At 72.0% G+C, this 22221-nt stretch carries 25 protein-coding genes; 11 read left to right on the top strand and 14 right to left on the bottom strand.

The features are described from left to right. Nucleotides 1-52: 52 nt before the first annotated feature. Nucleotides 53-1309: an arsenic transporter gene (locus ACZ5VD_RS05910; RefSeq protein ID WP_468681651.1), complete on the top strand. Its 1257-nt coding sequence runs from the start codon at nt 53-55 to the stop codon at nt 1307-1309. A gap of 49 nt (nt 1310-1358) precedes the next feature. Here the strand turns inward: ACZ5VD_RS05910 and ACZ5VD_RS05915 are convergent, their stop codons facing one another. Together ACZ5VD_RS05915 and ACZ5VD_RS05920 are read right to left on the bottom strand one after the other, a co-directional pair. Further along, the gene (locus ACZ5VD_RS05915) at nt 1359-3311 is read right to left on the bottom strand and encodes a ricin-type beta-trefoil lectin domain protein (RefSeq protein ID WP_468681030.1); all 1953 of its coding nucleotides are present in this window, start codon (nt 3309-3311) and stop codon (nt 1359-1361) included. A gap of 427 nt (nt 3312-3738) precedes the next feature. Next, nucleotides 3739-4659 carry a helix-turn-helix domain-containing protein gene (locus ACZ5VD_RS05920; RefSeq protein ID WP_468681034.1) on the bottom strand — a complete coding sequence of 307 codons (921 nt, stop codon included), beginning with the start codon at nt 4657-4659 and terminating at the stop codon, nt 3739-3741. 73 nt (nt 4660-4732) lie between these two features. Between ACZ5VD_RS05920 and ACZ5VD_RS05925 the strand changes: the two genes are divergently transcribed. After that, nucleotides 4733-5551 carry a phytanoyl-CoA dioxygenase family protein gene (locus ACZ5VD_RS05925; RefSeq protein WP_468554192.1) on the top strand — a complete coding sequence of 273 codons (819 nt, stop codon included), beginning with the start codon at nt 4733-4735 and terminating at the stop codon, nt 5549-5551. A gap of 7 nt (nt 5552-5558) precedes the next feature. Here the strand turns inward: ACZ5VD_RS05925 and ACZ5VD_RS05930 are convergent, their stop codons facing one another. After that, the gene (locus ACZ5VD_RS05930) at nt 5559-6530 is read right to left on the bottom strand and encodes an aldo/keto reductase (RefSeq protein ID WP_468554191.1); all 972 of its coding nucleotides are present in this window, start codon (nt 6528-6530) and stop codon (nt 5559-5561) included. 462 nt (nt 6531-6992) lie between these two features. Then, nucleotides 6993-7451 (bottom strand): nuclear transport factor 2 family protein, encoded by a 459-nt coding sequence (locus ACZ5VD_RS05935; protein ID WP_468681036.1) that lies wholly within the window; start codon nt 7449-7451, stop codon nt 6993-6995. Nucleotides 7452-7545: 94 nt separating this feature from the next. On the opposite strand from ACZ5VD_RS05935, the gene ACZ5VD_RS05940 reads away from it, so the two are divergent. Next, nucleotides 7546-8106 (top strand): TetR/AcrR family transcriptional regulator, encoded by a 561-nt coding sequence (locus ACZ5VD_RS05940; RefSeq protein WP_468554189.1) that lies wholly within the window; start codon nt 7546-7548, stop codon nt 8104-8106. Nucleotides 8107-8141: 35 nt separating this feature from the next. Here the strand turns inward: ACZ5VD_RS05940 and ACZ5VD_RS05945 are convergent, their stop codons facing one another. Both ACZ5VD_RS05945 and ACZ5VD_RS05950 read right to left on the bottom strand, forming a co-directional pair. Next, complete coding sequence (locus ACZ5VD_RS05945; protein WP_468554188.1) at nt 8142-8342, bottom strand: ferredoxin; 201 nt, start codon at nt 8340-8342, stop codon at nt 8142-8144. A 12-nt stretch (nt 8343-8354) separates the two neighbouring features. After that, nucleotides 8355-9554, bottom strand: a complete 1200-nt coding sequence (locus tag ACZ5VD_RS05950) for a cytochrome P450 (RefSeq protein WP_468554187.1) — start codon at nt 9552-9554, stop codon at nt 8355-8357. Between the two features lie 343 nt (nt 9555-9897). Between ACZ5VD_RS05950 and ACZ5VD_RS05955 the strand changes: the two genes are divergently transcribed. Further along, nucleotides 9898-10530 carry a LysE family transporter gene (locus tag ACZ5VD_RS05955; protein ID WP_468554186.1) on the top strand — a complete coding sequence of 211 codons (633 nt, stop codon included), beginning with the start codon at nt 9898-9900 and terminating at the stop codon, nt 10528-10530. A gap of 139 nt (nt 10531-10669) precedes the next feature. After that, the gene (locus tag ACZ5VD_RS05960) at nt 10670-11113 is read left to right on the top strand and encodes a nitroreductase family deazaflavin-dependent oxidoreductase (RefSeq protein ID WP_468554185.1); all 444 of its coding nucleotides are present in this window, start codon (nt 10670-10672) and stop codon (nt 11111-11113) included. 61 nt (nt 11114-11174) lie between these two features. On the opposite strand, the gene ACZ5VD_RS05965 is transcribed toward ACZ5VD_RS05960, so the two are convergent. Further along, nucleotides 11175-12254 (bottom strand): cation diffusion facilitator family transporter, encoded by a 1080-nt coding sequence (locus ACZ5VD_RS05965; RefSeq protein WP_468554184.1) that lies wholly within the window; start codon nt 12252-12254, stop codon nt 11175-11177. A gap of 128 nt (nt 12255-12382) precedes the next feature. On the opposite strand from ACZ5VD_RS05965, the gene ACZ5VD_RS05970 reads away from it, so the two are divergent. Beyond that, nucleotides 12383-13408 (top strand): glutathione S-transferase family protein, encoded by a 1026-nt coding sequence (locus tag ACZ5VD_RS05970; RefSeq protein ID WP_468554183.1) that lies wholly within the window; start codon nt 12383-12385, stop codon nt 13406-13408. 14 nt (nt 13409-13422) lie between these two features. Continuing rightward, nucleotides 13423-13719, top strand: a complete 297-nt coding sequence (locus ACZ5VD_RS05975; protein WP_468554182.1) for a DUF4235 domain-containing protein — start codon at nt 13423-13425, stop codon at nt 13717-13719. Between the two features lie 88 nt (nt 13720-13807). On the opposite strand, the gene ACZ5VD_RS05980 is transcribed toward ACZ5VD_RS05975, so the two are convergent. Then, nucleotides 13808-14200, bottom strand: a complete 393-nt coding sequence (locus ACZ5VD_RS05980; protein ID WP_468554181.1) for a VOC family protein — start codon at nt 14198-14200, stop codon at nt 13808-13810. Between the two features lie 339 nt (nt 14201-14539). On the opposite strand from ACZ5VD_RS05980, the gene ACZ5VD_RS05985 reads away from it, so the two are divergent. Next, nucleotides 14540-14704 carry a hypothetical protein gene (locus ACZ5VD_RS05985; protein WP_468681039.1) on the top strand — a complete coding sequence of 55 codons (165 nt, stop codon included), beginning with the start codon at nt 14540-14542 and terminating at the stop codon, nt 14702-14704. 180 nt (nt 14705-14884) lie between these two features. Further along, nucleotides 14885-15916, top strand: a complete 1032-nt coding sequence (locus ACZ5VD_RS05990) for a 7-epi-alpha-eudesmol synthase (protein WP_468681041.1) — start codon at nt 14885-14887, stop codon at nt 15914-15916. A 150-nt stretch (nt 15917-16066) separates the two neighbouring features. Here ACZ5VD_RS05990 and ACZ5VD_RS05995 read toward each other — a convergent pair whose 3' ends face one another. The 6 genes from ACZ5VD_RS05995 to ACZ5VD_RS06020 all read right to left on the bottom strand — a co-directional run bounded on the left by ACZ5VD_RS05995 (nt 16067) and on the right by ACZ5VD_RS06020 (nt 21204). Then, a complete protein-coding gene (locus ACZ5VD_RS05995) occupies nt 16067-17356 on the bottom strand; it encodes a cytochrome P450 (RefSeq protein ID WP_468681043.1) in 1290 nt (429 codons plus the stop codon). After that, entirely contained in the window at nt 17353-17958 is a 606-nt protein-coding gene (locus ACZ5VD_RS06000) for a GTP-binding protein (protein ID WP_468554177.1), read from the bottom strand. The genes ACZ5VD_RS05995 and ACZ5VD_RS06000 overlap by 4 nt, the downstream gene beginning before the upstream one ends. Beyond that, nucleotides 17939-18310 (bottom strand): DUF742 domain-containing protein, encoded by a 372-nt coding sequence (locus tag ACZ5VD_RS06005; RefSeq protein ID WP_468681047.1) that lies wholly within the window; start codon nt 18308-18310, stop codon nt 17939-17941. The genes ACZ5VD_RS06000 and ACZ5VD_RS06005 overlap by 20 nt, the downstream gene beginning before the upstream one ends. Next, on the bottom strand, nt 18307-18717 hold the full coding sequence (locus ACZ5VD_RS06010; protein WP_468554175.1) for a roadblock/LC7 domain-containing protein: 411 nt from the start codon (nt 18715-18717) through the stop codon (nt 18307-18309). Before ACZ5VD_RS06010 ends, ACZ5VD_RS06005 begins: the two co-directional genes overlap by 4 nt. A 5-nt stretch (nt 18718-18722) precedes the next feature. Then, complete coding sequence (locus ACZ5VD_RS06015; protein ID WP_468681050.1) at nt 18723-20480, bottom strand: ATP-binding protein; 1758 nt, start codon at nt 20478-20480, stop codon at nt 18723-18725. 226 nt (nt 20481-20706) lie between these two features. After that, nucleotides 20707-21204, bottom strand: a complete 498-nt coding sequence (locus ACZ5VD_RS06020) for a GNAT family N-acetyltransferase (RefSeq protein ID WP_468554173.1) — start codon at nt 21202-21204, stop codon at nt 20707-20709. 91 nt (nt 21205-21295) lie between these two features. On the opposite strand from ACZ5VD_RS06020, the gene ACZ5VD_RS06025 reads away from it, so the two are divergent. Both ACZ5VD_RS06025 and ACZ5VD_RS06030 read left to right on the top strand, forming a co-directional pair. Further along, the gene (locus ACZ5VD_RS06025) at nt 21296-21658 is read left to right on the top strand and encodes a DUF1304 domain-containing protein (protein ID WP_468554172.1); all 363 of its coding nucleotides are present in this window, start codon (nt 21296-21298) and stop codon (nt 21656-21658) included. Beyond that, complete coding sequence (locus ACZ5VD_RS06030) at nt 21655-22218, top strand: TetR/AcrR family transcriptional regulator (protein WP_468554171.1); 564 nt, start codon at nt 21655-21657, stop codon at nt 22216-22218. Before ACZ5VD_RS06025 ends, ACZ5VD_RS06030 begins: the two co-directional genes overlap by 4 nt. Nucleotides 22219-22221: the final 3 nt, after the last annotated feature.

Raw genomic sequence — 22221 nt, forward strand, 5'->3', positions numbered from 1 at the left:
TCGCCTGGTTTGATGTCCGGGCACCGCCTGATGACACCCCGAAGGAACGGCCCTGAACGCCCCGCTCGCCGAAACCCTGTCCGTGACCCTGCTCGTCGCCGTCCTCGCCTGGGCCGTGATCCGCCCCCTGGGCTGGCCGGAGGCGGTCCTCGCGGTGCCGGCGGCGGGGGTGGCCATCGCGACCGGGGCGATCTCCCTGGACCACGCGCGGGCGGAGGCGGAACGCCTCGGGCCGGTGGTCGGCTTCCTCGCCGCGGTGCTGGTGCTCGCCCACTTCTGCGACGTCGAGGGGCTCTTCCAGGCGTGCGGGGCGTGGCTGGCCCGAAGATCGGCGGGGTCGCCCGGGCGGCTGCTGACCGGGGTGTTCGTCCTGGCGTCGACCATCACGGCCGTGCTGAGTCTGGACGCCACCGTGGTGCTGCTCACACCGGTGGTGTTCGCGACCGCCACCCGGATGGGAGTGCGCGCCAAACCGCACGTCTACGCCTGCGCGCACCTGTCCAACACGGCCTCGCTGCTGCTGCCGGTGTCCAACCTCACCAACCTGCTGGCGTTCGCGGCGAGCGGGCTGAGCTTCACCCGGTTCGCCGCGCTGATGGCCCTGCCGTGGCTGGTCGCGATCGTCGCGGAGTACGTGATCTTCCGCCGCTTCTTCCGGCGTGACCTGGCCGAGGTCACCCCCTCCCCCGACACCGCCGACGCGCCGGAGCTGCCGCTGTTCGCGCTGATCACCGTCGCCTGCACGCTGGCCGGGTTCGTCGTGACCTCCGCCCTCGGTGTGGAGCCGGCCTGGGCCGCGCTGGCGGGGGCGCTGGTGATGGCCGTGCGCGCTCTCGTGCGGCGGCAGGCCACCCCGCTCGGCGTGGTGCGGGCGGCCTCGCCGGCCTTCCTCGCGTTCGTGCTGGCGCTCGGTGTGGTGGTGCGCGCGGTGGTCGACAACGGTCTCGCCGACGCGCTGCGGCACGCGCTGCCCGACGGGACGGGGCTCGCCGCGCTGCTCGGCATCGCCGTGCTGGCCGCCGTACTGGCGAACCTGATCAACAATCTGCCCGCGGTCCTGGTCCTGCTGCCGCTGACCGCCTCCGCCGGACCCGGTGCGCTCCTCGCGGTGCTGCTCGGGGTGAACATCGGCCCGAACCTGACCTACGCGGGCTCGCTGGCCACGCTGTTGTGGCGGCGGATCGCGCACAGGCACGGGCACGAGGTCGAGCTCAAGGAGTTCACCCGGCTCGGCCTGCTCGCCACCCCGGCCTCACTGGTCGCCGCCGTGCTGGCACTGTGGGCGTCGCTCCAGGTCATCGGGGTCTGACGGGGCGCGACCCGATCGGCTCGGCCGGCCCCGGGTGGTGCCGCTCCGGTCAGTCGCCGCCGCGGCCGTAGCCACCGCCGTAACCGCCCCCGTACCCGCCGCCGTAGCCGCCGTTGTGGCCGCCCCAGGAGCAGTAGTACGGGTGGCCGTAGCAGGGCCCGTCGGTGGAATGCCCGTACGAGGGGGTCGGGGTCGGGGTGGCCTCGGGAGTCGTCGGGGTCGGGGACGGGGTGGGCGAGGACTTCGGCGTCGGCTTCCTCGACGGCGGGGGCGTGGGTGACGGCGCCTGTACCAGCGAGCTGTCCCCGCCCCAGTTGACGACCTCCATCTGGAGGTCGGTCTTCGAGGTGTCGAGCACCCAGCGCTGGGCGGGGCCGTCGTCGCGGGTCTTCAGGACCAGCGAGCCCGCTCCGTCGGTGGCGGCGGGGGCCAGGGCGAGGTCCTGGTCCCAGCGCGGCACCAGGGTGCCCTGGAGGGTGAAGTCGTAGCGGACGTTCCTGGCGTCCGCCTCGGTGCCCTTGCAGGGGGCCAGCCGCACCGAGTACCCGAGGTGGGAGTCCAGGCAGAGATCGGGGTCGTCCGCGTTGCGCAGCAGCCCTTCGGGGTCGTACGACCACTGCTGGGCGGCCGCCGAGGAGCAGTCGGTGAGCTCGGTCTCCGCTCCGTCGACGGCCTCCTTGCCGACGACGCCGACGCACATCCCGGACGCCACGTTGTGCAGCCGGCCGCGCACGGTGCCCTGCACGTCGTCCCCGGAGCCGATCCAGGACGGGTCGGAGGCCTCGCTGCCCGTGTCGGGCGCGTCGGCGAGGGGGCCGTCGTCGGCCTGCGTGGTGTCGTCGGAGGAGCCGAGCGAGGACCACATGACCAGGGGGAGGACGATCAGCCCGCTCACGGTGAGGACGGCCGCGGTGAGGTTGCGGCGGCCCGCGGTGCGACGGGCGGCCTTGTGCGGGGAGCGGTGGGAGGCGGTGCGCGGGCCGGTGCGGGGCGCAGTGGTCGGACGGGCGGGCACCTCGTCCGCGAAGGGCTGGGCCCGCGGGTCCGTCGCCGGGGGGAAGACCTCGGCCGGTTCGGACACGGACAGGATCTGGTTCGGCGCCATGAAGGACTCGCCGACGACGGCCGGGCGCTGGGCCCGTGCCTCGGTCTCCGTCTCCTCGCGCACCTCGTCGACGCGGGCGCGTGCCTCCAGGTAGCGGTGTGCGCCCCAGCCGAGCACCGCCTCGGCCAGCGCGCCGCCGAGGCTGTGGTTGAACTGGTGCAGCTGGTCGGCGGTGCGCCGGCAGTGCTTGCACCGCCCGAGGTGTTCGCGCAGGTCCTTGTCGATGTTCACGCCGCCGCGCCGGTAGGTCACGTCGAGCAGCCGGAGGTAGTGGCGGCACTCCTGCTCGGGGGCGAGTTCGCGGTGGACCTGGAGGCACTCGTCGCGCAACCGCTCGCGGGCGCGACCCAGTTCGATGTCGGCGTCCTCCTCGTTCATGCCGAGCAGCGCGGCGGGTATCGCCAGCGGTTCGGCCTCGACCTCGGTGTGCCACAGCAGGCAGCGGGCCGACTGGGGCATCCGCTGGAACGCGCCGGACAGCAGTCGGCGCCCGGCCGGCGGCAGCAGACGGGCGGCGATACGGTCCCCGCCGCCCAGGGCTCTGAGGTCGGGGTGCAGCGACTCTCGTCTGTGGTCGGCGTCCCACTCCGCCGCGATCCGGCGCACGGTGACCAGCAGTTGGGGCCGCCAGGCCGAGGTCGGCCCGTTCTGACGCAGTGTTTCTCCGAAGAGCCGGGTGAATGCGGCGGTGGTGAGCATTCCCGCGGGGCGGGCCCCGTCGGTGCACAGCCGCGCGTAGGCGAAGGCCGCTTCCCAGTGCCTGTCGAGGAGTTCACCGACGGGCTGGAGCGCCGGTGTCCCCCCGCTCCACTTCTTGAGCTCGGCGCTCAGTTGCTCGTCCGTGGCGTCCGAGGGACGAGTGGGAGTCGGGGAATTCGACAGGCCTGCGTCATTCACAGTGGCATTCCTCCCGAGGGCGCGCTGCATAAAGTCCATACCAAGGGGTATGCGGTGCCGTCGGCCGAGCGCCGGGGGCCGTCCGCAAAGGGTTCGGCATCTCGAACACCCTCCGGGGTCAGCTCTTTTGAAGCGAGGGGGGTGTACGGGAGTGGTCTCGCACGCATCGGAAGACGTATTGTCCGCGCGCTGACAAGGCACACCTTTGCACAGGTCAGCGAGATGTAACAAGAGATCCCAGGGTTTTGCGCATTGCCCACGGGCGGACAATCCTTGACGCCGGGTCAATGGCGGCACCTTTGCGGCGCCTTTAGGGATGCCCGAGTATGCGAACGGCAAATGAGAACGGTATTCACCTGGTTCCGCCGCGACTTCGCGCCAACCATTGAAAGACCACTCCACCGCGCGTGGGGCCGGTCCGACCGGCTCACCCGCCAACCATTGGGCCACCCGACCGGTAGGCGCCGGGCGGCAGGCCGTAGCGCTCGCGGAAGACCCGGTTGAAGTGGAAGGGACTGACGAAACCCGAGGCCGCCGCCACCCGCTCCACGGGCAGGTCGGTGCTCTCCAGCAGCCGGGCGGCATGGTGCAGTCGGGCCTCGCGCAGTGCCCGCATCGGGGACCGCCCGAGTTGCTCGGTGAAGAGGTGGGCGAATCGGGACGGGGACAACCGGACACTTTCGGCCAGCGATTCGACCGTGTGCGGTGCTCCCGGATCGGCGGCGAGCATCTCCTGGGCCCGCCGCACCCGGGGGTCGACACCGGCCGCGGGCGGTGGGGTGCGCGCGGCGCCGGCGGTGAGCAGGACGACCTCCTCCAGCGCGCACAGGGCCAGTTCACGGGCGGCGGTGCCGTGGGCGACGGCGACCTGTTCCCGGTCCGCGTCGGTGACGGGCGGTGCCCCGGTGCCGGTCCAGCGGGCGGCGGTGAGCATGCGGTGGAACGCCGACTCGATGCGCTCGGCCGCGTCGGCCGGGGTGGAGGAGACCGCGTGCAGGCCGTCGCCGACGCCGTAGGGGCGCAGCCAGGCCGGCCAGGACGGTCTGGCCTGGCAGTGTGCCCACCAGAACCGCCAGTGCGGGGCGCCCGGTTCGACCCCGTAGTCGTGCGGGACGCCCGGAGCGAGCACGACCAGGTCGCCGGCCCCGGCCGAGGTCCGCGAGGCGCCCTGGCGCAGTCTCCCCCGCCCGCCGGTCGTCCAGGTGAACAGCCAGCTGTCGGCGCCGCGGGGCCGGTGCACGCCGTACCCCGGCGACTGGTCGAAGTGTCCGACGACGACCAGGCCCGGCGGCGGCCCCGGGTCAACGGGCTCGGCAGTCTCGGGCAATCCGTCAGCGGTCACGGGCATCCCCCTCGGAAGTACGGCGTCCTAGCGTGTCGCCCCAAGGACATCGGCAGGCATCCGACTCAGGAGTGGACGTATGACAGCCACGGACATCGGCGCCTTGGGCGCTCCCATCCTGCCCGAGGCCGGGCGGCGGCGGTTCGAGGAGGACGGCTTCGCCGTCGTGCGGGGGTTGTTCGGGTACGACGAGATCGACCGGCTGCGGGCCGGGTTCACGGCGCTGCACGCGGCCGGGCCGGTGCCCGGGCACTTCGAACCGAGGGAGTCGGCCGATCCGCTGCGGCGGTACCCGAGGGTGATGCAGCCGCACGAGTTCCACGAGCCCTCGCGTCGGGTGCTGCTGGACGCGCGGCTGCGCGAGGTGCTGGAGACCCTGCTGGGCGAGGAGGTGCTGGCCGCGCAGAGCATGTTCTATTTCAAGCCGCCGGGGGCGCGGGGGCAGGCGTTGCACCAGGACAACTTCTATCTGCGGGTCGAACCGGGCACGTGCGTGGCGGCGTGGATCGCCTGCGATGTGATCGACCGGGACAACGGAGGGCTGGAGGTCGTGCCCGGCACGCACCGGATGGAGGTGTTCTGCCCGGAGGAGGCGGACGCCGAGGTGTCCTTCGCCCGGGAGTACGTGCCGCCGCCGCCCGGTCTCGCGGCCGTGCCCGTCGACATGTCACCCGGCGACGTCCTGTTCTTCAACGGCAGCCTGGTGCACGGCTCCCGGCCCAACGGCTCGGCCGACCGGTTCCGCCGTTCGTTCATCGGCCACTACGTCGGCGGGTCGGCCGAGCGCATCGGGCACCACTACCGGACGCTGTCCATGAACGGCGACCGGGTGCCGCTGGCGGAGAGCGAGGGCTCGGGTCCGTGCGGCACGGAGTTCGCGCCGCACGGACCCCACTGAGCCGTGGTCAGGAGTGGCCGGCGACCGGGTGCGGGCCGTAGGGCCGTTCCAGTTCCTCGATCTCCTTGTCGCCGAGTGCGAGTTCGACGGCGGCGACGGCGTCCTCGATGTGCTGCGGCCGGCCCGCGCCGACGATGGGCGCCGCCACCGTCCGCCGGTGCAGCAGCCAGGCCAGGGCCACCCGGGCGCGCGGGACGCCCCGGTCGTCGGCGATGCGGGTGACGGCCTGCACCACGGCTCGGTCGCCGTCCTGGTAGAGACGGCTGCCGAAGTCGTCGTTCGCGCTGCGCTCGGTGACGGTGTCCCAGTCCCGGGTGAGCCGGCCGCGGGCCAGCGGGCTCCACGGCAGGACGCCGACGCCCTGGTCGGCGCAGAGAGGCAGCATCTCGCGCTCCTCCTCGCGGTAGAGGAGGTTGTAGTGGTTCTGCATGGCGACGAACTTCGTCCAGCCGTGCCGCTCGGCGGTGTACTGCATCTTGGAGAACTGCCAGGCGTACATCGAACTGGCCCCGATGTAGCGCACCTTGCCCGCCTTCACCAGGTCGTGCAGGGCCTCCATCGTCTCCTCGACCGGGGTGTGCGGGTCGTAGCGGTGGATCTGGTAGAGGTCGACGTAGTCGGTGCCGAGGCGGGCGAGACTGTGGTCGATCTCGGTCATGATCGCCTTGCGGGACAGTCCGGCGGCGTTGGGACCGGGCCGCATCCGGCCGTTCACCTTGGTCGCGAGCACGATCTCGTCCCGGCGGGCGAAGTCGGCCAGGGCCCGGCCGACGATCTCCTCGCTGGTGCCGTCGGAGTAGACGTTGGCGGTGTCGAAGAAGTTGATCCCGGCCTCCAGCGCCTGCCGGATCAGCGGGCGCGAGGACTCCTCGTCGAGGGTCCACTCGTGCGCGCCACGGTCGGGCAGACCGTAGGACATGCAGCCCAGACAGATCCGCGAGACGTCCAGGCCCGTCGAACCGAGCTTCACGTACTGCATCGTTGCCGCTCCTGCCTTCGGAAGGGGTACGGAAAAAAGCGTACGACTCCACCCACCCGTCGCGGCCGGAGCCGGCTCCTGTTGGCGTGAGGCGACTTCGCGACAACCACAGAGCACCCTAAATGGAGCGTTTCCGGGGGGAGTTGCACAGAGAGCCCGTAGGAACGACGGGCGTGCGCTCTTCCGTGACCGGCCCGCCGCGCCACACGATGACGACGGACCCGGCACTGGAACCGCACCGGCCGCTGCGCCCGCGTACCGCGCCGCCCGCGCATGCCGAGGGCTGGTCGCGCTTCCGGGAGAACGGAGCGGCCGTGGAGGCCTGTGCCCCGCCCCGGCGGGTCCAGGGTGCCGACGGGTCCGGCCGCACGGAAGGCCCGCCCCGTCCGCGTCTCCATCGCCGCGGTCTCCGGGCCCGGGCGGCCGTCCGCCCACCCCGCTCCCGCCGACCCGAGACTCCGGCTACTCGACCGGGAAGGTCAGTCCCCGCTCGGATTCCGGCCGCGGACCGCGGATGCGCCGCTGGTCCTCCCCGATGGACACGTCGTTGATGCTCGCCTCGCGCCGGGACATCAGCCCGTGCTCGTCGAACTCCCACAGTTCGTTCCCGTACGACCGCCACCACCGGCCCTCCGCGTCCCGGCACTCGTACTGGAAACGGACGGCGATGCGGTTGCCGTCGTGGGCCCACAGGTCCTTGCGCAGGGCGTACTCGCTCTCGCGGGCCCACTTCGCGGTGAGGAACTCGATGATCTCCGCGCGGCCGGTGACGAAGGTGTCGCGGTTGCGCCAGACCGAGTCCGGCGTGTAGGCGAGCGCCACCCTGTGCGGGTCGCGGGTGTTCCAGGCGTCCTCGGCGGCCTGCACCTTCTGGGCCGCGGTGGCCCGGCTGAAGGGCGGCAGGGGCGGGCGGTCGGTCATGGCGTCCTCCGCGACAGACAGGGAGAACGAGCGTTCTCCGCTACGATCGACACCGTAGGAGAACGCACGTTCTCGCGTCAAGGAGGGGTGGTCCATGGACAGCGAGGTCGCCCGGGAGCGCGCACTGGACGCCGCCGAGGAACTGTTCTACGGGCGGGGCATCCAGTCCGTCGGCATGGACGACGTCCGCAGCGCGTCCGGGGTCTCACTCAAGCGGCTCTACCAGCTCTTCCCGGCGAAGGAGCGGCTGGTCGAGGCCTGTCTGGAGCGGCGGGACGGGCGCTGGCGCGGGCGCCTCGCCGCGCACGTGGAGTGCGAGGCGGACCCGGGGCGGCGCGTCCTCGCGGTCTTCGACTGGCTGGAGGAATGGTTCGGCGAGGAGGGCTTCCGGGGGTGCGCGTGGATCAACGCGTACGGCGAACTGGGCGCCACGTCGGCTCCCGTGGCGGCCCAGGTCCGCGCGCACAAGCGGGCGTTCGGCGACTACCTCGCCCTGTTGGTGACCGACGCCGGGCGGCCCGCCGCGCTGGCCGGGCCGCTGTTCCTGCTGGCCGAGGGCGCCATGGTCACCGCGGGCATCACCGGCGGCACACGGCCGGCCGCCGAGGCCCGGGAGGCGGCCCGGCTGCTGCTGGAGACCGCCGGGGACCGCTGACGCCGGGCACGAATCGGGGCCGGTGCCACCCGGTGTCAGCCCACCGCCTCGGCCACCGTGATGGCGGTGACGGGACAGGACCGGGCGGCCTCCCGGACCATGGCGTCGCCGCCGCCGTCCTCCCGGCCGGGCAGCAGAGTGCTGTAGCCGTCGTCGTCCTGGGTGAAGACGCCCGGGGCGGCCAGGGCGCACTGCCCCGCGCCGATACAGACGTCCGTGTCGATGTCGATGCGCATGACCGGAGCCTCTTACCAGGTCACGGGGAGTTCCAGCATCCCCTGGATCGTGTCGCCGGGCTTGAACGGGATCTCCTGCGCGGGGACCGCCAGACGGAGGGTGGGCAGCCGGTCGAAGAGGGTGTGCAGGGCGATCTCCAGCTCGGCGCGGGCCAGGTTCTGGCCCAGGCACTGGTGGATGCCGAAGCCGAAGCCGACGTGATGGCGGGCCGACCGGTGCCAGTCCAGGGCGTCGGGGTCAGCGTACACGTCCTCGTCGCGGTTGATGACCGAGGTCGCGAAGACCACCCCGTCGCCGGCCCTGATCGTCGTTCCGGCCACCTCGATGTCCTCGGTCGCCGACCGCAGCAGGCCGTCGGCGATCGACAGCATCCGCATCAGCTCCTCGACGGCGGTCGGCAGCAGCGTCGGATCGGCGCGCAACTCGGTGAGCTGCTCGGGGTGTTGGAGCAGGGTGTAGGTACCCAGCGAGATCATGTTGGCGGTCGTCTCGTGGCCCGCGACCAACAGGATGATCGCCAGGGAGATCACGTCCTCGCGGTCGATCTCGCCGTCGCGCAGCTGCTGGTGGACGAGTTCGTCGAGCACGCCGTCGCCCGGCTCACGCTGTTTCTGTTTGCGGTCGATCAACTCGTCGACATAAGCCTCCAGTTGATCGCGCGCCTCCAGCACGTCGGCGGCCTCCGGGCCGCGCAGCAGCCGTCGGGACCGCTCCTCGAAGAAGTCGTGGTCGGCATAGGGGACGCCGAGCAGGGCGCAGATCACCGTCGACGGCACGGGCAGCGCGAAGGCGCTCACCAGGTCGGCGACCGGCCCCCGGGCGATCATCGCGTCGATCCGTTCGTCGACGACCTGCTGGATGCGCGGGCGCAGTGCGGTGGCGCGCTTGAGGGTGAAGCTGGGGATCATCATCCGCCGCTGGGTGCGGTGTTCGGGGTCGTCGAGACCCAGCAGCGCGGTCTTCCGGTTCCGCGCGGCCTCGAAGCGCGGCGTGGGTGCCGGGAAGCCGGGCCGGGTCCGGTCGCTGGACAGGCGGGGGTCGGCCAGCAGGGCGCGTGCGGCGGCATGACCGCTGACCATCCAGGCCGGGCTGCCGTCGTAGAGGGTGATCCGGGCCAGCGGGCGGTCGGTGCGCAGCGAGTCGTAGGCGGTCGGCGGGTGGTAGGGACACGTCCGGTCCTGAGGGAAGGCGACCGGTTCCGTTTCCGTCATGACAGACCTCGCAGACGAAGGGTGCGTCGTACAGATCCTCATTAGATGCCCCAGGCATCTATGAGGGGACGAGAAGTTCGGCCAGATCGGGGACGCGGACGATATGGCCGGAGATCACCGCTCCCCGGAGGCGATCCGCGGGCGAAGGGGACGGCCGGATCCACGCCCGGGCCGGGGCGGGGCGCCGTACTCCCGGAAATTCGGTTGTCCCGCGCGCCCGCCACCCCCAGGATCTGGCCATGCCGAAATCCACCGCCCCGCTGCCGTCGACCGCCACCACCGTGCGCCCGGTGAGCGGCCGGCAGCAGCCCGGCCGTCCATGGAGGCCCGCGCTGCCGCGCTCATGACCGCCGCGCTCGTCGCGGGGCTGCTCGCCGGGTACGGCATCGCCGTCCCCGTCGGCGCGGTCGGCGCCTATCTGGTCTCCCTCACCGCCCGTACGTCCCTGCGGACCGGGGCCTGTGCCGCCCTCGGTGTCGCCGCCGCCGACGGGTTCTACGCTCTGCTGGCCGCCCTCGGCGGATCCGCCCTCGCGGGCGCGCTGCGACCGGCGCTCGGTCCGCTGCGCTGGGCCTCGGCCCTGATCCTGGTGGCACTCGCGGTGCTGGGCACCGTCACGGCCGTACGCCGCTACCGCGGCCACCGGCTCGCGACCCGTGTCGACCCGCCGCCCCCGAGCCCGGCCCGGGCCTTCCTGTCGCTGCTCGGGATCACCCTGCTCAACCCCACCACCGTGATCTACTTCGCCGCCCTGGTGCTCGGAACCAGGGCGGAGGAGTCCGTACGCCCCCTGGAACAAGGCGTGTTCGTGCTGGCGGCCTTCGCGGCGTCGGCGAGCTGGCAACTGCTGCTGGCCGGGGGCGGCGTCCTGCTGGGCCGGACCCTGACGGGGCATCGGGGGCGGCTGGCGACGGCGCTGCTGTCGAGTGCGGTGATGACGGCGCTGGCCGTGCGGATGCTGATGACCCCGGCGTGAAGCGACCGCCCCCGAGGTGATGGCCGGAGGTCGCCCCCTCTGGGGCCGCTGGGGAACCCGGTGGGGATGAAAGCCGTTCGTACCGATGTTGAAGCGCGGTACGGACAGGTCCGCAGTCGACGACGATGGGACGGATGCCATGCCTCTCGAAGGCGAGTACGAACCCAGCACCACGGACTGGGTGCGCGAGCAGGTGGAGACCTACGAGAGTTCCGGTGGAACCAAGGGCACCACCATGATGGGGATGCCGGTCATCCTCCTGACGACCCGGGGCGCGAAGAGCGGCAAGATTCGCAAGACGCCGCTGATGCGTGTGGAGCACGACGGACGGTACGCGGCGGTCGCCTCTCTCGGCGGGGCGCCCAAGCACCCGGTCTGGTACCACAACATCAAGGCCGATCCCCAGGTGGAGCTGCAGGACGGTCCGGTGCGGCAGGACATGCGGGCCCGTGAGGTCACCGGGGCGGAGAAGGACACCTGGTGGGAGCGCGCGGTCGCCGCGTATCCGCCGTACGCCGACTACCAGAAGAAGACAGACCGGGAGATTCCGGTCTTCGTCCTGGAGGTCGCGGACGGGAGCTGAACCGTCCGGAGATTTCTTCGGACCGAGGTGCATGGACCCGGTTCCGCCGGGCACACGAGCCTCAGGCCCCGCCGCGTTCCCCCGTCGCGGCGGGGCTTTCCGCTGCCTCCGCGGCCGGCCGGTCGGTCACGTCGAGGAAGATCTCGCCCGCCTCGGGCACGGTACTGGCGATGGAGCGCTTGATCCGGACCGCGACCTCCTCGACCCGCTCACTGTCCATGCCGGGCACCAGGTCGACACGGGCGGCCACCAGGAGCACGTCGAGCCCCATCTTCATCGTGAAGAGCGCCTCCACGCTGTCGATCTCGGGCTGCGCGTCGAGCAGCGCCCGGATCCTGCCGCTGGACTCCGGGTCGGCGGCCTCCCCGATGAGCTGGTCGCGCGCCTCACGGCCGAGGCGGTAGGCGACGTAGACGAGGAGGGCGCCGATGGCCAGTGACGCGGACGCCTCCCACACGACCTGACCGGTGACCATGTGCAGCGCCATGCCGGCCATGGCCAGGCTGACGCCGAGCACCGCCGTGCCGTCCTCGGCGATGACCGTGCGCAGGGCGGGGTCGCGCAGCGCGTCCCCGCCCTTGCCCTGCCGGCGCACCTGGTACAGGGCCCGGAGCAGCGAGAGTCCCTCGGCGAGGAAGGCCACGGCCAGCACGACCAGGCCCGCCACATATCCGCCGAGTTCCTCCTCGGCGCCGTTCCTGAGGGCCTCGATGCCCTGGAAGAAGGAGAAACAGCCGCCCATCACGAAGATCCCGACGGCCGCGAGGAGCGACCAGAAGAAGCGCTCCTTGCCGTAGCCGAAGGGGTGGCGCCGGTCGGCGGGGCGGCGGCTGCGGTGCAGCGCGGCGAGCAGGAAGACCTCGTTCATGCTGTCCGCCACGGAGTGAGCGGCCTCCGACAGCAGCGCGGGGGATCCGGCGAGGAGCCCGCCGACGGCCTTGGCGACCGCGATCACGAGGTTGGCGGCGAGCGCCACGAGCACGGTGACGCGGGTCTTCCGGTCGGCCTCCCCCTCGGCCGGCCCGTCCGGCCGCCGGTCCGTCTCCCCGCGGGTCCTCTCCCGAGATTCCTCCTCAGCCCGTGTCCGCGCCTGCTCCCGCGCCTTGTCGTTCGCCTGCTGGTTCGAGGATGTCGCTGTCACCTCCGCCGACTGCCCCGGCCGATACGGCTCACACCGTGCCGTCGGCGAAAAACGGGGAACGCGTTCACCAGGACAGGGCACACCGCGAGGCAGCCGCAGCACGAGGCCGCCGCACAGAGGGAGGAAGCATGGGTGACGCGGACGACGGCAACGGCGCGTACGGCCGGAAGGCGTTCACACGGTCCAAGAGCCACTTCGCGGACCGGATCACGGCGGACGGGCGCGGCGGCCGGCCGGTGGAGGCCGGGCGCTACCGGCTGGTGGTCAGCCGGGCCTGCCCGTGGGCGAGCCGCGCGCTGGTCTCCCGCCGGCTGCTCGGCCTGGAGGACGCCCTGTCCCTCGCCGTCGCCGACCCGATCCAGGACGACCGCAGCTGGCGCTTCACCCTCGACCCGGACGACCGCGACCCGGTCCTCGGCATCCGCTATCTGAGCGAGGCCTACGACCGGCGGGAGAGTGGCTACCCGGGCGGGGTGAGCGTGCCCGCGATCGTCGACGTGCCCAGCGGAGAGCTGGTCACCAACGACTACCAGCAGATCACCCTGGACTTCGCGACCGAGTGGAGCGCCCTGCACCGCGAGGGCGCTCCCGACCTGTATCCGCGGGCGCTGCGGGACGAGATCGACAGTGTGATGGCGGACGTCTACGAGGACGTCAACAACGGGGTGTACCGGGCGGGCTTCGCCACCGGCCAGGAGGAGTACGAGGCGGCGTGCGCGGGCGTCTTCCGGCGCCTGGACCTGCTGACGCCCCGGCTGGCCAGGCAGCGCTATCTGGTCGGCGACACCCTCACCGAGGCGGACATCAGGCTGTTCACCACGCTGGTCCGCTTCGACGCCGTGTACCACGGCCACTTCAAGTGCAACCGGTGGAAGCTGTCCGAGAACGAGGTGCTGTGGGCGTACGTCCGCGACCTCTACCAGACGCCGGGGTTCGGCGACACGGTCGACTTCGACCACATCAAGCGGCACTACTACCAGGTGCACACCGGCCTCAATCCGACCGGCATCGTGCCCCTCGGGCCGGACCTGTCGGGCTGGTCGGCCCCGCACCACCGGGAGGAGCTGGGCGGCCGGCCGTTCGGCGACGGCACACCGCCGGGACCGGTGCCCGCGGCGGAGGCGGTCCCCGCACCCCCTCGCCCCATCCGCTGACGAAGGAGATTCACGTGGCAAAGAAGAAGAAGCTGCCCCTCGCGTACAAGCCCCTCGGCTTCGTGCTCGGCTGGACGAGCGGAACACTGGCGGGACTGGCCTTCCAGAAGGCATGGAAGACGATCCGGCACGAGGACAACGCGCCCGACGCCCTGGACCGGGACCGGGGCTGGGGAGAGATCCTGGTGGCCGCGGCGGTCCAGGGCGCCATCTTCGCCGTGGTGCGCAGTGCGGTGGACCGCGCCGGAGCCACGGCCATCGAGCGCTCAACGGGTGTCTGGCCGGCCGCCGGGAAGGGCGGCCGGGACTGACGGCGGGAACCCGGCCCGAGTACGGCCGGGTTCCACCCACTCCGCCTCGGGCCCGCCCGGGCCCGGCCGGGTTCCCTCCGCTCCGGTCTCAGGCCTGTTTGGGCGCGGTCGAGGGGACGAGGCACAGCGTGAAGGAATGGCCGGCCGGATCGGCGTACCCGCGCTCCTCGTACGGTCCGGACACGTCCTTGGTGTCCAGGGCCCGCCCGCCGAGCCCGATCACCCTGCGCTCCACCTCGTCCAGGTCCTCCACCACGAAGTCGAGGTGGGCCTGGAAGGCGTTCTCGGGCCGGGGCCAGCTCGGCGGGGTGGCGTTCATGTCGCGGCGGAAGGCGATGCGCATCCCGTCGGCGCCCCTGATCTCGACCCGGTTGGCACTCTCGTTTATCTGCTCGGCGTCCAGCAACTCCCTGTAGAACACGGCGAGCTTCTCGGGCTCGGCGCAGTCGAGCACGACGACGCCCGCTTTGACCAGTGCCATGTCTCCTCCGAAGGTCCGGGGCGTGGCACGGTGTGTCCCGCCCTCTACCCAGCGGTTGTCCCGCCCCGGCCGATTCAGTCCGCCACCGGCCCCCCGCCGCCGCCGGCCGGGCCGTCGCGGCGTCGAGCAGCAACTCCCGGGCCGCAGGGGAGGAACCGTGCCGCATGTCCGCGACGAGGTGCCGGTGGGTCTCGGCGGACAGCCGCGCGTACGTCGCCCGCCGGACGGCCTCCTCCGCCTCCCGGGCCGGTTTCGGCATGGCCGCGCTCGCCGAGTCGAGCGCGCCAGGGCGAGGCTCCGGCCGAGGCGTTGAAGGCGTACACGGCCGGGTCGGCGGATGTGAACCACCTCGACGAGACCGGACGGGTGGCGGCGGGTATTCCGGCCGATCTCGTGGTGCCGGACCGCGGTCCGTTCGAGGCGCCACCGGAGGCGATCTCGGTGGTGCGGGTGGCGCCGGCCTCTGTGGGAGGGGAGGGAGTGTACGCAGCTCAAGTGGCGTGAGCAGTAACGGATGTAACGGCCGGGTCACGGTGTAGATCATTTAGGCTCTGGGAAGCCTCGTACCGTTTCCAGGTTCAACTTCCGGCCATGGAAGCCCGGTTCGAGTGCATGGGCGGTTGTCGCGGCCGTCCGCCCGCAGGGGCAGGGGGGCTCTGCGTCACGTCTCCCGAAAGGAAACTCATGCCTCAGGACGTCCGGTTCGACCTGCCCTTCGACACCCCCGTGAGCGAACACCTGGAGTACGCGCGGGCGCGCCATCTGCGCTGGATCTGGGACATGGGACTGGTCCGCAGCCTGGCCGGGTTCGAGGAGTACAAGTCCTGGGACCTGCCCCAGGCCGCGGCCCGCACCTATCCGCACGCGACCGCGGACGACCTGGTCGTGCTCATGAACTGGTTCTCGCTGGCGTTCCTCTTCGACGACCAGTTCGACGCGAGTCATCCGGACCGGGCGGACCGCATAGCGGAGGTCGCGCGGGAACTCGTCGTCACGCCGCTGCGGCCGGCGGGGATCCGCCCCCGGGTGACCTGCCCCGTCACGCTGGCCTGGGCGGAGGTCTGGGCCGGCCTCTCGGATGGCATGTCCCTGACTTGGCAGACCCGGTTCGCCGCCTCCTGGGGACGGTTCCTGGTGGCGCACTGCGAGGAGGTCGACCTCGCGGCCCGGGGCATAGCGGGGACACTCGGGCTGGACGAGTACACCGGGTTCCGGCGTCGTACGGTCGGCATCCACCACAGCATCGACGCGGGCGAGCGCAGCCGGGGCTTCGAGGTGCCCGCGCAGGCGATGGCCCATCCGCTGATGGAGCGGATGCGCGATCTGGCCGCGGACACCATCGGCTTCATGAACGACATCCACTCCTTCGAGCGCGAGCGGCGCCGGGGCGACGGCCACAACCTGATCGCGGTGCTGCACCGGGAGCGGGGCTGCTCGTGGGAGGAGGCGACCACCGAGGCCTGCCGCATGACGACCGCCTGCCTCGACGAGTACCTCGAACTGGAGGCCCGCGTCCCGCGGATGTGCGACGAACTCGGCCTCGACGAGGACCAGCGGGCCCGGGTGCGGCTGGGCGTGGAGGCCATCCAGCACTGGATCAACGGCAACTACGAGTGGGCGCTGGTGTCGGGCCGCTACGCGGCGGCCAAGGACGGCCCGGCGGTCGCCGCCGAACGGGCCGGACGGGGTTCGGTGGACGACCTGTTGGCCGTGTGACGGGACGGCGCGCCGCCCGGCCGGTCCCACCGGGCGGCGCGACCCGCGCCCGGGTGTCCTGACCCACGGCGTCGTTCACGGGGCCGACCGATGACCACGCCGCAGACGGGTGCACACCCCGCGTCCGCGGCCTGGTCCGCCGGACAGTCCCTACGCGGGGAACTCGACCGGCAGGCCGTCCAGTCGGGATTCCCAGGTGGAGGCGGTCGAGCCGAGGTCCTCCGGCGGAACGGCCAGCCGCAGGCCGGGCAGCCGGTGCAGCAGGACGTCCACGCCGATCTCGATGATGGACTGGCCGATGCTCTGCCCGGGGCACTCGTGCGGGCCCGCGCTGAACGCCAGGTGCGCCTGGTTGCCCTGGACGGAGACGTCCGGATCGGGCCGCACCTCCGGATCGGTGTTGCCCGGCGCGAGCCCGAGGACCAGCAGGTCGCCCTCCTGGACGTGGTGTCCGCCGAGTTCGAGGTCGGTGACGGCGAACCGCCCCGGCATGACCGCGAGCGGCGGCGTGTCCCACATGACCTCCTCCACCACCGCGGAGACGTTCAGCTGACCGCTGACCAGGCCGGAGAGCAGGGAGGTGTCGGTGAGGACCCGTTGCAGCACCCGGGCCAGCAGGTTGCTGGTGGTGGTGTGCGCGGCGATCAGCACCAGACGGAGATGGCTGACGACCTCTTCGGCGTCGAGGCCCGCGGGGTGTTCGAGGAGGGCCGTGGTGAAGTCGGATCCCGGCTCGGTCCGCTTGCGCTCGGCGAGTTCGCCGAGGATCCCGATGATGCGGTCGTTGTGCGCGAGCGCCTCCTCGCCGCCCTTGAGGACCTGGGCGCAGGACTCGACGAGGCTGCGCCCCTCCGCCGCGGGGAGCCCCAGGATGCGGGAGAGGACGAGCATCGGGAGGAAGTCGGCGTAGTCGGCGACCAGGTCGGCACGTCCGGTGTCCGCGAAGGCGTCGATCAGCCGGCTCGCGAAGTGCGTGACATGACGCCGGATGCCCCGGCCGGAGGCGGCCTGGAGGCCGTCGTTGACCGCGCCGCGCAGTCGGCGGTGCGGCTCGCCGTCCTGGGACACGCAGTCGGGGCGCCAGCCGACCATGGGGATCAGCGGCGAGGTGTCGTCGACGCGGCCGTCCCGCCAGTCCCGCCAGATCCGGGCGTCCCGGCTGAACTGGCGGGGGTTGTCCAGCACCCGTCGGTTGTCGCGGTAGCCGAGGACCAGCCAGGCGGGGACATCGCCTTCGAGCAGGACGGGGGCGACGGAGCCGTGTTCCTCGCGCAGCCGCTCGTAGATCCCGTACGGGTCGGTCGCCGCCTCCGGGCCGTACAGCCGGGTGGGACCGGCCCCGCCGTGGGCGACGGGGCAGCCGCGGGGTACGCCGGGACCGGTGAGGGTGTCGGGACCGGTGGGCAGGCCGGTACCGGTGGGGGTCCGGTCGTCGGTCATCGGGGCTCCAGGGCGACGACGGAGCGTTCCTTCAAGTGGCTGATGAGGGCGACCAGCACGTCACGGCTGGAGTTCCGGTCGCGGGCGTCGCAGGCCACGATCGGGATGTGCGGGGCGATGTCCAGCGCGTCCCGGATCTCCTCGACCGGGTGTTCCTTGGAGTCGGGGAAGACGTTCAGGGCGATCACGAAGGGGACCTTCTGCCGCTCCATCTCCTCGATCGCCCGGAAGCTGGAGGCCAGACGCCGGGTGTCGACCAGGACGACCGCGCCGAGCGCGCCCTTGAACAGGCCGTTCCACAGGAACCAGAAGCGCTCCTGGCCCGGGGTGCCGAACAGGAAGAGCACCAGGCGCTCGTTGATGCCGATCTTGCCGAAGTCCAGGCTGACCGTGGTCTCGGTCTTGTCGGCGACACCGATGAGGTGGTCGACGTCGACACTCGCCTGGGTGAGGGTCTCCTCGGTGGTGAGCGGCTTGATGTCGCTGACCGAGCGGACCATCGTGGTCTTCCCGGTGCCGAAGCCGCCGGCGATCATCACCTTCACCGAGCGGGTGCCCCCGGCGTCCGGGCCGCCGGGACGGTCAAAGCCTTTGAAGTCCACTGAGTACCTCCTCAAGGAGCGCGAGGTCTGGCCCGCGGCCGGCGTCGTGCGCCGGGACGGGGTCGCGGGCTTCGACGCGGCCTGCGTCGAGCAGATCCGCCAGCAGCACCGCGAGAATGTTGAAGGGCAGTCCGAGATGGGCGGCGAGCTCGGCCACCGACAGCGGTTCGCGGCAGCGCCGGAGGATCTCCTCGTGCTCGTGCTGCATGCCGGGTTCGGGGGCGGTGCGGGTGACGACGAGGGTCGCCACGTCGAGACTCGACGCCGAACCGCCCGGTCCGCTGCGTCCTCCGGTCAGGACGTAGTAGCGCTCAAGACCGGACGGATCCGTGGGCCGGCGGGGAGCACTCATCCAGAGTGGTCCTCCAGGCGCGCGGTGGTGCCGAGGAGCTCACCCATCCGGCGGGCCAGGTCCCTCATCTGGTGTCCGAGCAGCCCCTGGTCGAGGCCTTCCCTGGCCAGGACGCCGAGATACGTCTCGATGCCCGCGCGGACGACGAAGAGGTGACCGCCGTCGACCTCGACCATCGCGAGCCTGAGCTGTCCCCCGTATGCGGGGAACTGCTCGGCGACCGGCTGGGCCAGCGCCTGCAGTCCGGCCACCACGGCCGCGAAGCGGTCCACGTCGTCGGGGTCCTCGGCGCCGAACGAGGTGATGGCCTTGCCGTCGCTGGAGGCCACGAGGGCGAAGCGGATCTCCGGGATGGACTCCACCAGATCGCGCAGCGCCCAGCTCACGTCGGTTCCCTGTTGCGTCATGTGAACTAGTCGCTCTCTTCGTCGCGTTGCTCTGTGGACTCGCGGCCGTCGGCCGTACGGTCCGCCTCGACGGACTCGCGTCCGGCGGTGGCGAAAGCGGCCAGACCGGCGAAGGACGCGTCGGGCGGGACGCCCATCACGGCCGTCTCCGTGGCCCGCTCGGGGCGTTCGACCGGCGGGGACGGCTCCTCGCTCCGCGCCCTGCTCCTGCGCCGGGGCAGTCCGCCGGGCGTGGTGTCCAGGATGCCGGTGTCCTCGGCCGGGGACTCGGCGGCCGGGGACTCGGCGGCGGGGGCCACCGGGACGGGGGCCGGGACGGCCTCGGCCACCGGTGCCGTGGAGGCGGTGGGCGTGGCCGCGGGCAGCCGGCTGAAGTACTTGTGCGGGACCACGACGACCACCGAGGTGCCGAGCCAGGGCGAGTCCGCGAGGGTGACGCGGATGCCGTAGCGGCGGGCGAGGGCGCCGACGACCCTGAGGCCGAGGTTGGCGTCCTCGGAGATACCGCCGAGGCCCGGTCCGGTCCCGGTTCCCGCCAGGGCGTTCTCGGCCTCGCGTTTCTTCTCCTCGCTCAGGCCCTTGCCGGAGTCCTGGATCTCGATGCCGACGCCGTTGGGGACCTCCTTGCCGGAGACCAGGACCGGTTCGGTGGGCGGGGAGTAGCGGGCCGCGTTGTCCAGGAGATGGGCGAAGACCAGGGTGAGGTGGTCGACCAGACCACCGTCGACACCGAGGTCGGGCAGGTGGCGCACCTGGACGCGGTGGAAGTCCTTGATCCGGCCGATGCCGCCGCGGACCACGCTCAGCAGCCGCTGCGGCTCCTGCCACTGCCGGCCGGGACGGTCCGAGCCGCCGAGCACACCGATGCTGGCGGCGAGGCAGTCGGCGGGGCCGATCTCCTGGTCGAGCTCCATCAGACCGCGGGCGACGGCGGGCAACCGGCCGTGCTCGCCCTGCAGTTCGTGCAACCGGCCTCGGAGCTTGCTGGTCAGTACGTGGATGCGGTTGCCGATGCTGATGACGGCCTGCTCGGCGGAGGTCGAGCGGTTGAACTCCTCCTCGACGCCGATGAGGGCGGTCCTGAGGACCTTGCGGAGTTCGGCCTGGAGCTCGGCGTCGACCTTCGCGCACTGGTTGGCGGTGGGCAGCAGGTCGTCGATGGCCTCGCCGTCCCGCAGGCGCACCAGCGCGTCGGGCAGTTGTTCGGCGGCGAGGCGGGCGACCGCGGCCCGCTGGTGCGTCACCTGTTCCTTCCAGACCTCGGTCCGGTCGGCGAGCTGCACCTCATAGGAGGTGGCCTGGTCCGAGATCCGAGCCTCGTAGGCGGCGCTCTGCTCGGCGATCCGCTCCTCGTACACGGCCGCCTGCTCGGCGATCCGCTCCTCGAAGAGCCGGGACCGCTCGGCGAGCTGCACCTCGTAGGCGCCTGCCTCGTCACCGAACTGGGCCTCCTGGGCCGCGCGTTCGGCCGAGAACCTGCGTTCCAGGCCCGCCACGTGCTGCTGCCACTGCTGGGAGTGCTCGGCCTGCGAGGTGCGGAAGGAACTCTCCGCGCGGCTCAGTTCGGTGCGGGTGCGCAGCAGGAGGCGTACACAGACCGCGCCGGCCGCCGTGGCGGCGGCCCCCGCGACGGCGGCGGTTATTCGCTCCGAGCTCATGAACGTGGCGGCAACCGTCCCGCCTCCCAGGGCCAGCGGCATCAGCCACCAGCTGTACCAGGCGACAGGCGCCCGCGCCGCCGACGGCGGGGTGGCGAGTTCCATCTGCATCCTTCGAAGCAACACGTTCGAACAAGGGGAGATTCAAGGGGGCTCAAGGGGGACCGCACTCATCAGCACGCCACGCGGGACGACCGACCAAGATCACGTCAACTCGCGGCGCCGAACGGGAGCTTATCGGGTTTCAACCCAAAAGGATCAACCTCGCCCACCGACCGGAGGTGAGGATTCCGTCACGCTCCGACAGAAACCGTCACGTCGACACACACCTTCACGCACCGGCGGAGTCGCGCCGCACCGCACCGCGAAGCGTCACGGAGTGCGCGACGAAACCCAGGCGTGCGTAGAACCGGAGCGCGTCGGCGTTGGCCGAGTAGGCGGTCACCTCCACCTCGTCGACCCCCTGATCCCCCACCCAGTCGAGGAACTCCGCCACCATCCGGGCGCCGCCGTGCGCACGCCGGTGCTCGGGGCGGACGTAGAGGCTGACCAGCGTGGCGTACCGAGCCGGCCGCATGGGTGAGGGCTCGGCGACCGAGCCCATGAGATGTCCGACGATCCTCCCCTCGCACTCGGCGAGCAGCACGAGGCGCGCGGGATTCTCCAGGGCCGCCACGAACGACGCGGTGCCGTGCTCGCGCGGCCAGGTGACATCGACGCTCGGGTCCCGGGTGCCGGCGTCTTCGGCGAAGAGCCGTGTGCTGGAGGCGACGAGTCCCGGGATGTCGTCCACGCGGGCCGGTCGCACGGTCAGTTCTTGATCCGTCATGGATCGCACGCTAGCGAGCGGCACTGACAAGGGCCTTTCTGGACAGCTGTCCAGGTATGGTGGACACCCGTCCAAGAAACAAGGGGAGTCGATGGAGATCCTGGCGAAGGTGCTGGTCGGTCTGGTGGCCGTGCTGCATGTGTACATCCTGGTGATGGAGATGTTCCTGTGGCAGAAGAAGCCCGGTAAGGCGTTGCACGGGTTCGATCGGGAGATGGCCGCGGCGACCGCGCCGATGGCCGCCAACCAGGGGCTGTACAACGGGTTTCTCGCGGCGGGGCTGGTCTGGGGGCTCGTCGCCTCGGATCCGACGGGCTTCCGTGCGCAGGTGTTCTTCCTGGTGTGCGTGGTGGTCGCGGGCGTCTACGGCGCCGTCACCGCGAACCGTCGCATCCTGTTCGCCCAGGCCCTGCCCGGCGCGCTCGCCCTGGGCGCCGTCCTGCTGGCCCGGTGACCCGGGAGACCCCGCAGGACCCGCGGGCCGCCCGCACCCGGGCACGGCTGCGGCAGGCGCTGCTCGACGAGTGTGCCGAGCGGCCCCTCGCGGAGGTCGGGGTGGCCGCGCTGGCGCGCCGGGCGGGGGTCGGGCGGGCCACGTTCTACGTCCACTACGACGGCCTGGAGGCGCTGGCGGTCGACGCCTGCGCCGACGTCGTACGGGAGGCCGTGGACGCGTTGCACGCCTGGCGCGGCCGGCCCGACCCGGTGCACGCGCCACCCGCGCTGGCGGAGTTCTTCGCCTCGCTCGCCCCGCGTGCCGCGCTGTACCGCGTCCTGCTGACCCCGGGCGGCGGCGGCCCGCTGGGCCGGGTGCTGCACCGGGATCTGCGCGCCTACAGCCTGCGGGAGCGCGAACTCGCGGGCGCGGCGGACGCCCCGCTGGTCGCCTCGGCCGTCGCCGCCACCTTCGCCGGGGTGCTGGCCGACTGGCTGCACGGACTCCTGGACGCCGACGCCCGTGAGATCGCCGACCAGGTCTGGCAGTTGCTGGTCGCCCTGCACGCGAGCCGCTGACGG

It is taken from the genome of Streptomyces sp. NPDC032822, assembly GCF_055578825.1.